This is a genomic window from Rhizobacter sp. P2_D12, from assembly GCF_056404395.1.
In genome coordinates this window covers 1-8,032 of sequence record NZ_JBFUEB010000177.1, presented here as the reverse complement: position 1 = coordinate 8,032, position 8,032 = coordinate 1, and the positions used below count along the sequence as shown (strand labels likewise).

Here is an 8,032-nt window from a genome sequence, read left to right as displayed (position 1 = left end):
CTCCGCGCCGCCGTCAGACGGCTGCGCGGCGGGGTCGTTGCCGCCGCAGGCCACCAGCAGCGCCAGCACGCCGAGCGCGATCGCCGTGCGTGCGGGATGCAGGTGCGCCTGCGCTTGCCTGAACGTCCTCATGCGTGTCTCCTTGATTCTTCCGGCAGCGATTGAACCCGAGGAGAGCGCCGTTCACAAGGAAACTGGTACCGGTTCCACAAAGAGTTACGTGCATCACAAGATGATCCGCAACGAGTACCTGGTGGTGCAGGACGGCAAGCTGGCCGGCGCTGATGCGGTGAGGGTGGCCGGGCTATCCGTGGCGCGGGCAGATYGGCGAGTGCCCGAACCCGCCGGTGTCGCCGCGACGGTTGGCGATCGCGGCGGCAAAGCTGGCCACGCTGGCACTGCGCAGCGGCACGAACGAGATGCTCTGGCGCATGCAGATGCGCTTCAGGTTGCCGGCCGAATCGTGGTCGATGCAATCCACCGGGAACATCACCAGGTCGGCCGCCGCCACCGCCGACGTAGAGCACGCGGCGGCCTTGCAGGTGCGCCGTCAGCGAAGAGACGCCCTCTTCGTCCGGGTCGCCCATCTCGCGCAACTGGGTTCGGCGGCGCCCAGCTCCTGCTGCAGCGTCGACAGGCGCAGCACCGCCTCGTGGGTGTGGTCCAGGGCCTTGTTCAACGCCTTCGCCGACGGGTCGCCCCGGTTCGCCAGGCTCACCGCGTCGTGGTGCAGGTCGATAGATCGCGCCGGGCCCGCATTTCGCAGCCCGGATGCCAATCCGGCATGTGTCGGACAAACCCCGGATTGGCATCCGGGCTACGACAGCACCGCCCACTCCTCGTCGGTGAACAGGCGGGAGCGGGTCAGGAAGCGCAGCCCCTCCGGCCCCTCCACCGAGAACATCCCGCCGCGCCCCGGCACCACGTCGATGATCAGCTGCGTGTGCTGCCAGTACTCGAACTGCGGGCCGCTGATGTAGAACGGCATGCCGCCGATGTGCCCCAGCAGGCGGTCGTAGTCGCCGACGATGAACTCTCCTTGCGGATAGCACATCGGCGCGCTGCCATCGCAGCATCCGCCCGACTGGTGGAACATCAGCGGTCCGTGCTTCGCCGCCATCCGCTCGATCAGCGCCAGCGCCGCGTCGGTGGCCGTCACGCGCAGGACCGCCTTGTCCATCTCAGAAGAACCCCAGCTTGTTCTCGCTGTAGTTCACCAGCAGGTTCTTGGTCTGCTGGTAGTGGTCGAGCATCATCTTGTGGTTCTCGCGCCCGATGCCCGATTGCTTGTAGCCGCCGAAGGCCGCATGCGCCGGGTAGTGGTGGTAGCAGTTGGTCCACACGCGCCCGGCCTGGATGCCGCGGCCCATGCGGAAGGCGGTGTTCATGTCGCGGCTCCACACGCCGGCGCCCAGCCCGTAAAGCGTGTCGTTGGCGATCGACAGCGCCTCCTCCTCGTCCTTGAAGCGCGTGACCGACACCACCGGCCCGAAGATCTCTTCCTGGAAGATCCGCATCTTGTTGTGCCCTTCGAAGATCGTCGGCTTCACGTAGTAGCCGCCCTCCAGCGGGCCGGGCAGCATGTTGCGCTCGCCGCCGATCAGCACCTTGGCGCCTTCCTGCCGGCCGATGTCCAGGTAGGACAGGATCTTCTCCAGCTGCTCGCTCGAGGCCTGCGCGCCGATCATCGTCGACGGGTCGAGCGGGCTGCCCTGCTTGATCGCCGCGACGCGCTTGACGGCACGTTCCATGAACTGGTCGTAGATGGAATCCTGCACCAGCGCCCGCGACGGGCAGGTGCAGACCTCGCCCTGGTTCAGCGCGAACATCGCGAAGCCTTCGAGCGCCTTGTCGAAGAAGGCGTCGTCCTTGGCCATCACGTCGGCGAAGAAGACGTTGGGCGACTTGCCGCCCAGCTCCAGCGTCACCGGGATCAGGTTCTGGCTCGCGTACTGCGCGATCAGCCGGCCGGTGGTGGTCTCGCCGGTGAAGGCGATCTTGCCGATGCGGTTGCTCGACGCGAGCGGCTTGCCGGCTTCCAGCCCGAAGCCGTTGACGACGTTCAGCACGCCGGGCGGCAGCAGGTCGGCCACCGTCTCGAGCAGCACGAGGATGGAGACCGGCGTCTGCTCGGCCGGCTTGAGCACCACGCAGTTGCCGGCCGCCAATGCCGGCGCGAGCTTCCACACCGCCATCAGGATCGGGAAGTTCCACGGGATGATCTGGCCGACCACGCCGATCGGCTCGTGGAAGTGATAGGCCACGGTGTCGTTGTCGATCTGGCTGACGCCGCCTTCCTGCGCGCGGATGGCCGACGCGAAGTAGCGGAAGTGGTCGATCGCCAGCGGCAGGTCGGCGGCCGTGGTCTCGCGGATCGGTTTGCCGTTGTCCCAGGTCTCGGCGGCGGCCAGCATCGGCAGGTTGGCCTCCATGCGGTCGGCGATCCTGTTCAGGATGTTCGCGCGTTCGGTGGTCGAGGTCTTGCCCCAGGCCGTCTTGGCCTTGTGCGCCGCGTCCAACGCGCGGTCGATGTCTTCGGCCGTCGAACGCGGGATCTCGCAGAACGGGCGACCGGTCACCGGCGTGATGTTCTCGAAGTACTGCCGGCCGGACGGCGGCGTCCATTCGCCGCCGATGAAGTTGCCATAGCGCTTCTTGAAAGCCACCGGGGTGCCGAACTTGCCAGGGTCGAGCTTGTCCATCTTCAGGTCTCCGATCTGGGTAAGGTCATCGGCATCGCCCACTGCCATGCCGCAGTGCAAGGTCTGCAACGCACGTACCCGGTTCGCTCGGTGCTTACCCTGATCCCCCGCCACGTGCGGCTGCGCCAGCGCAAGGACCCTGCATCCCACAACCGGACGCCCGGGTCGGGTTTCGCGATCTGCGACACATCCGTGCGACGATGTCGCGCGACAGGCTGCGTGCTGCGACACGCCAACGACAGGAGACAGGCATGCCGGATCCACGGGCGCTTTCGTTGCGTGTCGAGCACGCACGCGATGTGTTCTTCGCGCAGGGGCGCGATCTGTCGGATGACGAAGGCCTGGCACCGCACATCTCGCGCTCGTGGCGCCGTTGCCAGGACGCCGGCCAGGACCTCGCCGAACCCGAGCCCGTGCTGCTGCAGCGCTTGCGCGAGCGGCGCGAGCAGGCGATGCAGATGCTCGCCTGCGCCCAGCCCGAGCTGGACGGCCTGACCGAGCACGCGCTCGGCGCCGGCTGCATCGTGATCCTCACCGATCCGTCAGGCCTGATCCTCGAGGAGATCGGCAGCCCCGAATTCCTGCCGAAGGCGCAGCGCATCGCGCTCGCACCGGGCGTCGAGTGGTCCGAGACGCGCCGCGGCACCAATGCGATCGGCACCGCGCTGCTGGAGCGCCAGTCGCTGATGGTGCTGGGCGGCGAGCACTTCCTGCCGCAGAACGGCGCGATCGGCTGCGCCGCGTCGCCCATCTTCACCGGCCGCGGCGAGATCGCCGGCGTGATCGACATCTCCGGCGAGGCCGCGCAGGTCAACGACCACACGCTGGGCCTGGTGCGCATGGCGGCGCAGCAGGTCGAGCACCGGCTGATGCTGGCGCAGGCGAACGGGCACCTGCTGCGCTTCCACCCGAAGCCCAGCCTGCTGGGCACGGCGCGCGAGGGCCTGGTCGTCATCGACGACGGCCGCATCGTCGCGGCCAACCGGGTCGCGCTGGGCCTGCTCGGCGCCGCGTGGGACGGCCTGATCGACCAATCGGTCGAGCCGCTGATGGGCGCGCGCTGGGCGCAGCTGCAGAACCGCTCGGGCCTGCTGACGCTGCCCGGCGGCCGCCAGATCGCGGCGACGCTCGAGCGCAGCGCGCGCAGCACCGGCTGGCGCGGGGCGGCACGCCCGGCGGTGCGGGCCGTCGACGACGCGCTGCCGGCACCGGACGACGTGGCACCGCTGCTGCTGCGCGCCTGCAAGGTGCTCGACGAAGGGCTGCCGGTGCTGGTCACCGGCGAGACCGGCAGCGGCAAGGAGGTGTTCGCGCGCCGACTGCACCAGGCATCGCGCCGCCGCAAGGGCCCGTTCGTCGCCGTCAACTGCGCGGCCTTGCCCGAGACCCTGATCGAGGCCGAGCTGTTCGGCTACGAGGCCGGCGCCTTCACCGGCGCGCGGCGCCGCGGCATGCCGGGGCGCATCCGCGAGGCCGCCGGCGGCGTGCTGTTCCTCGACGAGATCGGCGACATGCCGCTGCTGTTGCAGACGCGCCTGCTGCGGGTGCTCGAGGAACGCACCGTCGTGCCGCTCGGGGGCGGGCCCGGCGTCCACGTCGACTTCGACCTGGTCTGCGCGACGCACCGCGACCTGGCGTCGATGAGTGCCGCGAAGGCCTTCCGCACCGACCTGCTCTACCGCGTCGACGGCTACCGCGTCGCGCTGCCGGCGCTGCGCCAGCGGCAGGACCGGCGTGCGCTGATCGAGCGGCTGTTCAGCGAACTCGGCAAGACGAAGCGGCTCTCGCTGGACAAGACGGCGATCGACCTGCTCGACGCGCATGCCTGGCCGGGCAATGTGCGCGAGCTGGGCAGCGTGCTGCGCGCGATGGTGGCGCTGGCCGACGCCGGCGAGACCCTCGGCGTCGAGCAGTTGCCGGCCGCGTTCGCGCCTGCGGCCGACCGGCCGTGCGACGATGCGGCCGAAGAGCCCCCGCTGTCGGACCTGGTCGAGAACACCATCGACCACGTGCTCTCCGCCTGCCAGGGCAACGTGGCCGTCGCGGCCCGGCGCCTGGGCGTGCACCGCAGCACCGTCTACCGGCACCTGGCGCAGCGGGCGCGCAGCGGGTAGCGGGTAGCGGGCCCGGTGGCGCTTCGGGTATCGTCGCGGCCATGGCCACCAAAGCTGCGAAGCCCTCTGCGAAGTTCCGCATGCGCATCACGACCGGCGATGCGATCGCCATCGGCCCCGGCAAGATCTCGCTGCTCGAAGCGATCGACGAAACCGGGTCCATCACCGCCGCCGCCAAGAGCCTGGACATGTCGTACCGGCGCGCCTGGATGCTGCTGGACGAGCTGAACCGCTCGCTGCGCCAGCCGGCGGTCGACTCGGCCAAGGGCGGCCAGCACGGCGGCGGCAGCGAGCTGACCGAGGTCGGGCGCCAGCTCATCGACACCTACCGGCGCATCGAGGCCACCGCCGCCAGCGCCTGCGCCGCCGACATCAAGCGCCTGCTGAACCTGGTCGCCGGCTGAAGCCCGCTCCCATCGCACGGGCCTTGTTCCCGCACTGCGGGGCGCCGGCACCGATATGTCAGAATGAATACATCGACGGACGATGGACCGCGACTGGCGGGCTGCGGACGCAGGCGGATCCTCCGTTGCGGATTTCAATCAACAAGGCTTTGGCATGAGCATCTCCTGCATCTCCACCTCCCTGCGGCGTGCCGGCGTCGCGCTGCTGCTGGCCACCACGCTGGGCGCGCAGGCGGCCGACCTGACGGTGTCGGCCGCCGCCAGCCTGACCAACGCGTTCAAGGAACTGGGCACGGCCTTCGAGGCGCAGAACCCCGGCACCAAGGTGCTGCTGAACTTTGCGGCGTCCGACGCGCTGCTCGCGCAAATTTCGAAGGGTGCGCCGGTCGACGTGTTCGCATCGGCCGACCAGGAGACCATGGACAAGGCCGAGGCGCAGAAACTCGTCGCCGCCGGATCGCGCCGCAACTTCGTCGCGAACTCGCTGGTCATCATCACGCCCAGCGACAGCAGCCTGAGCCTGAAGGCACTGGCCGACCTGCAGCAGCCCGGCGTCAAGCGCGTCGCGCTCGGCACGCCCGGCGGCGTCCCCGCAGGGCGCTACGCGAAGGGAGCGCTGGAAGCCGCCAAGCTGTGGACGGCGGTCGAACCGAAGGCGGTGTTCGCGCAGAACGTGCGCCAGGCGCTCGACTACGTCGCCCGCGGCGAAGCCGAGGCCGGCTTCGTCTACGCGACCGACGCGGCCAGCCAGAAGGACAAGGTCAAGATCGTGTTGACGGTGCCCACCGAGACCGCGATCGCCTACCCGATGGCGGCCATCGCCGGCGGCCCGAACGCCGATGCGGCACGCAAGTTCCTCGATTTCGTCGCGACCCCGGCCTCGCAGGCGGTGCTGGCGCGCTACGGCTTCCAGAAGCCTTGAGCCTGGGCGTCGAGATGACCCGCCTTCTTCCGGCCATCGAGTTCCGCGGCACCGTTCAGCGCGTCGTCGACGCTCACGGCGACTTCTGCGGCTCCGCAGCGACACCCGAGGCTGCGGGGTCCACCGGCTGCAGATCCTGCACCACCGTCTCGCGCGTCACCAGTTCGCGGTAGATGCCGCCGGCTGCCGCACTGCCGCTGGTCGTGCCCGCCCCCTGCATCCGAGCTTCGCAGGCCTGCCGCTGGTCCGCCGGCAGCGCTGCACAACGTGCCTTGGCATTGCGCGCATAGTTGGCATTCCCGTCCCCGGCCCGGCCGCGCTGCACCTCGGCCAGCGCGGCTTGCGCCTCGCGCATGCAGGTCGCCCGGTCCTGATTCGAACGGCCGCTCGCGCACACTTGGCGGTCCTGTTCGTAGCGCGCCCGCGCCGCATCGACGGCCGCCTTGTCTGCCGCGAACGCGGATTGCGCATCGAACAGCATCAGCGGAACCAGCAGTGTCCGCAGCAGCATGCGGGCGATGTGAGGGCAGGTGCTCATCGTGGTGTCCTTTCACGCGGGTTCTCCCGCGGTGTGCAGTCCTGCAGGCAAACCATGTTCCCGGTGCACGCACCGGCGCCGCCCGGCTATCCGTCGGCACGGGGACGGCACGTTTGTAGGCGCTGTCCTCTTTTGGCACCGACCCGCCCATTGCCTGGCGACGGGCGCTACGCTCGGGCCACCCAGGCAGTGTGGCCATGTCGGTTGCACCCACTCAGGAGTTGATTCATGGCCACCCCATCCCGGTCGCAACGCGACGACGGCTCGTCCATGGACGCGATCGTCCAGGTGCTTGGCGTTGCGATGGCGAGCCGCAAGGCCGAATTGCTTGCCGAGGCCGCCACCAGCACGTCCGTGTGAACCAGGCTGCCCCCTCCGCTCCACCCGCCATGCCCGCTCGCGGCTGTGGGGTATTCATCAGCATCACCGAGCCGGGGGAGCTGGCTTTCTGGTCGATGCTGTTTCACGTCACGCCCGCCGTCCTCGAAGTCATCGTCGCAAGAGTCGGAACGGATCTGGTGGCGATCGAGGATGCCCTGGGCGGTGCGCCACTGCGGCTCGACCCTCGCGGGGCTTGACGGGCGCCCCAAGGGGTCGACTCAATCCGGCTTGATGTGCGCCTCGCGGATCGGCTGTTCGCAGCGCTGCTGCTCGCGGCGAAGCGACATGGTGACGGCCATCTCGGCCCACCGGCTGCGCTGCGAGATCCGCGCCGTCGTGGCGTCCTCGCCCGATTTCCGCGGCCCGGCCTGAACTCAGCGCGGCGGACGGACGATCACCTTCCCGCGTGCATGGCCGGCCGCCACCTGCGCCAACGCGGCACGGGCATCGTCCAGCGGATGGATCGTGTCCAGGATCACCTGCAGGCGGCGGTTCTCGAAGCGCCGCAGGATGTCTTGCAGCAGCGCCGCTTCGTGCGTGAAGAACAGGAAGCTGCCCTGGATGCCGTCGCGGCCACGGACCGTGGGATCGACCAGCGTCACCAGCCGGCCGCCCGGCTTGATCGCCTGCCATGAGCGTTCGAGCGTCGCCCCGCCGACGGTGTCGATCACCAGGTCGACGTCGCCCGCGCGCAGCGCGAAATCCTCGCGCCGGTAGTCGACGAGCTCGTCGGCGCCGAGCTCCTTCACCAGGGCGTGGTTGGCCGACGAAGCCGTCGCGATGACGTGGGCCCCGGCCTGCTTCGCGAACTGCACCGCGAAGCTGCCCACGCCACCGGCGCCGGCATGGACCAGCACCCTGTGCCCYGGCGCCAGCGCACCGGGGCCGAACAGCGCCCGCCACGCCGTGCCCGCCGCGGTGGGCAGGGCGGCCGCCTGCTCGAAGCCCATGCCGGCCGGCATGCGGCACAG

10 protein-coding genes and 1 pseudogene are annotated in these 8,032 nt (G+C 69.7%); 5 read left to right on the top strand and 6 right to left on the bottom strand.

The annotated features are described in order from the left end of the window. Nucleotides 1-304: 304 nt before the first annotated feature. The 4 genes and pseudogenes from AC1DYN_RS30715 to adh all read right to left on the bottom strand — a co-directional run. Nucleotides 305-514, bottom strand: a pseudogene (locus AC1DYN_RS30715) (DUF2325 domain-containing protein); the annotation flags it as partial. Between the two features lie 36 nt (nucleotides 515-550). After that, entirely contained in the window at nucleotides 551-718 is a 168-nt protein-coding gene (locus AC1DYN_RS30710) for a hypothetical protein (protein ID WP_477966282.1), read from the bottom strand. 99 nt (nucleotides 719-817) lie between these two features. Continuing rightward, a complete protein-coding gene (locus tag AC1DYN_RS30705; RefSeq protein ID WP_477966280.1) occupies nucleotides 818-1,180 on the bottom strand; it encodes a DUF779 domain-containing protein in 363 nt (120 codons plus the stop codon). 1 nt (nucleotide 1,181) lies between these two features. After that, nucleotides 1,182-2,702 carry an aldehyde dehydrogenase gene (adh, locus tag AC1DYN_RS30700; protein ID WP_477966278.1) on the bottom strand — a complete coding sequence of 507 codons (1,521 nt, stop codon included), beginning with the start codon at nucleotides 2,700-2,702 and terminating at the stop codon, nucleotides 1,182-1,184. A 251-nt stretch (nucleotides 2,703-2,953) separates the two neighbouring features. On the opposite strand from adh, the gene AC1DYN_RS30695 reads away from it, so the two are divergent. The 3 genes from AC1DYN_RS30695 to modA all read left to right on the top strand — a co-directional run bounded on the left by AC1DYN_RS30695 (nucleotide 2,954) and on the right by modA (nucleotide 6,142). After that, entirely contained in the window at nucleotides 2,954-4,816 is a 1,863-nt protein-coding gene (locus AC1DYN_RS30695; RefSeq protein WP_477966276.1) for a sigma-54-dependent Fis family transcriptional regulator, read from the top strand. Between the two features lie 80 nt (nucleotides 4,817-4,896). Continuing rightward, on the top strand, nucleotides 4,897-5,220 hold the full coding sequence (locus tag AC1DYN_RS30690; RefSeq protein ID WP_477966274.1) for a winged helix-turn-helix domain-containing protein: 324 nt from the start codon (nucleotides 4,897-4,899) through the stop codon (nucleotides 5,218-5,220). Nucleotides 5,221-5,374: 154 nt separating this feature from the next. Beyond that, nucleotides 5,375-6,142 carry a molybdate ABC transporter substrate-binding protein gene (gene modA, locus AC1DYN_RS30685; protein ID WP_477966272.1) on the top strand — a complete coding sequence of 256 codons (768 nt, stop codon included), beginning with the start codon at nucleotides 5,375-5,377 and terminating at the stop codon, nucleotides 6,140-6,142. A gap of 73 nt (nucleotides 6,143-6,215) precedes the next feature. Here the strand turns inward: modA and AC1DYN_RS30680 are convergent, their stop codons facing one another. Beyond that, nucleotides 6,216-6,680: a hypothetical protein gene (locus AC1DYN_RS30680; protein WP_477966270.1), complete on the bottom strand. Its 465-nt coding sequence runs from the start codon at nucleotides 6,678-6,680 to the stop codon at nucleotides 6,216-6,218. A gap of 228 nt (nucleotides 6,681-6,908) precedes the next feature. Here AC1DYN_RS30680 and AC1DYN_RS30675 point away from each other — a divergent pair, with 228 nt between their 5' ends. Both AC1DYN_RS30675 and AC1DYN_RS30670 read left to right on the top strand, forming a co-directional pair. Next, nucleotides 6,909-7,040 carry a hypothetical protein gene (locus tag AC1DYN_RS30675; protein WP_477966268.1) on the top strand — a complete coding sequence of 44 codons (132 nt, stop codon included), beginning with the start codon at nucleotides 6,909-6,911 and terminating at the stop codon, nucleotides 7,038-7,040. A gap of 29 nt (nucleotides 7,041-7,069) precedes the next feature. Beyond that, a complete protein-coding gene (locus AC1DYN_RS30670; RefSeq protein ID WP_477966266.1) occupies nucleotides 7,070-7,258 on the top strand; it encodes a DUF3606 domain-containing protein in 189 nt (62 codons plus the stop codon). Between the two features lie 177 nt (nucleotides 7,259-7,435). Here AC1DYN_RS30670 and AC1DYN_RS30665 read toward each other — a convergent pair. After that, a partial coding sequence (locus tag AC1DYN_RS30665; RefSeq protein ID WP_477966264.1) for an NADP-dependent oxidoreductase occupies nucleotides 7,436-8,032 on the bottom strand: 597 nt, incomplete at its 5' end.

Coding starts and splice junctions, on each gene's coding strand:
- AC1DYN_RS30705 (WP_477966280.1), bottom strand. CDS start 1,180: ATGGACAAGGCGGTCCTGCGCGTGACGGCCACCGACGCGGCGCTGGCG.
- adh (WP_477966278.1), bottom strand. CDS start 2,702: ATGGACAAGCTCGACCCTGGCAAGTTCGGCACCCCGGTGGCTTTCAAG.
- AC1DYN_RS30695 (WP_477966276.1), top strand. CDS start 2,954: ATGCCGGATCCACGGGCGCTTTCGTTGCGTGTCGAGCACGCACGCGAT.
- AC1DYN_RS30690 (WP_477966274.1), top strand. CDS start 4,897: ATGCGCATCACGACCGGCGATGCGATCGCCATCGGCCCCGGCAAGATC.
- modA (WP_477966272.1), top strand. CDS start 5,375: ATGAGCATCTCCTGCATCTCCACCTCCCTGCGGCGTGCCGGCGTCGCG.
- AC1DYN_RS30680 (WP_477966270.1), bottom strand. CDS start 6,680: ATGAGCACCTGCCCTCACATCGCCCGCATGCTGCTGCGGACACTGCTG.
- AC1DYN_RS30675 (WP_477966268.1), top strand. CDS start 6,909: ATGGCCACCCCATCCCGGTCGCAACGCGACGACGGCTCGTCCATGGAC.
- AC1DYN_RS30670 (WP_477966266.1), top strand. CDS start 7,070: ATGCCCGCTCGCGGCTGTGGGGTATTCATCAGCATCACCGAGCCGGGG.